This is a genomic window from Mesorhizobium sp. (genome assembly GCF_005063415.1).
Taxonomy (GTDB): Bacteria; Pseudomonadota; Alphaproteobacteria; order Rhizobiales; family Rhizobiaceae; genus Mesorhizobium.
The window spans coordinates 1-1365 of sequence record NZ_SUEG01000329.1; the positions used below are offsets into that span (position 1 = coordinate 1).

Annotated in this window: 1 pseudogene; it reads right to left on the reverse strand. The window is 58.3% G+C overall.

Annotated elements, in window-relative coordinates:
- Positions 1-558: 558 nt before the first annotated feature.
- Positions 559-851: pseudogene (locus tag E5W70_RS32365) on the reverse strand (FCD domain-containing protein); the annotation flags it as partial.
- Positions 852-1365: the final 514 nt, after the last annotated feature.

Genomic DNA, 1365 nt, shown 5'->3' on the forward strand with positions numbered 1-1365 from the left:
ATGCTGAACTCGTAGAACAGCGCTTCCTGTATCACCGCCCGTTCGCCCATCATCGACTCAATCTCCTTTTCCCAAGGAAACTGAATCATTGCTTCAGAACTGCTTCAAGCCGGAGTTTTTCAACACAATCCGCCCAATGTCGGCCATTGAGATGGTCTCTGACGCTTCCCGGAAGCGGACATCACAGGATCGAGCTGATAGGTCTCTGTGGCGCCACCAGCGCGATCAGATCGCTTTCCGCGACTGCCCGGCAGACGCCCGAAAAGACCGGTAGGGTCATCACTACCTGCCGACGACGACCGGCCTTCGCCAACGCGGGTATCCCCCATGGCAGAGAAGTTCCCCTCGGGCGAGAAGAGGACGTGTCCGATCTCGCACATCAGGTCTATCGGAAGGGAACGAGATTGACGAGTTGCGCCCTGACAAGCGGTGCCTGCTTACGCAACCGCAAGAGGCGGCATCAGCATCTCCGCGAAGAAGTCGCTTGCGGTGATCCGGAAGGTTCCCTCGGCCGTCGCCGGATCGAGGTGGTCGGCAGATTTGCCCTCCAAAATCGCACTACCCGTTCCGTTCTAGTCCAGCCGGAAAATCGTGAAACCGATCAGCTTGGATTGTTACATGCTCCAGAGCGCCTGCTCGGCCTCTAGGCTGTGTCCAGCAAGAATTGCCTTCACGATCCTATCATGTTCGGCAAATGATTGCTCTATCCGGTTGAGGGAGCGCAGTTGGATGCGACGGTAGGGCTTCAGTCGCCGGTGAAGAGCGCGTGCCTGCTCCTCGAGAAACGGGTTGGCGCTGGCGCGATAGATGGCCATGTGGAAGCGCTCGTTTTCGTAATAATAGGCATCCGAGCCTTGGGTGACGGCGGACCACGTGCGCTCCCCGGTGAACTCACCTCCATAATGGCTAGTTATCAGAGCTGCACAAGCCGTCTTGGGCATCAATGGGGCAGTGCGCGGCTTCCGGGCCAATTATGGGAAGGTCCGCCTCTGGGGGCGATGCCGGACCTTCCCGCCTGCGCTTTTGTAGTTCCGCATCTGGCGCGATCGAGCCGGCCAGAGCGTCGGCTCGAATTGTACCGCGATGGAGCGTTCTACGTCTTAATTGGGTGGAAAGTTGCCGCTCGGCTCATCTGCCAGAACGAGCACGTTGCGCCACTTGCGAGCGTTGCGTACCCTCTCATTGAATGTCGGCAGGTCTTGGGGAAACGGTCGTTCGAAGTCCGTGTTGTGCTTCCGGCTCGACTGATCAGCGACCGATTTTTTGCCAGCAGGAGCATGAATGTCGGTGATACGAAGCGGTTGTTCCCGTTGGATGCTCCCGCATCAATCTGCCGACCGGTTCCTGCCCTGATAGACGCGGTTC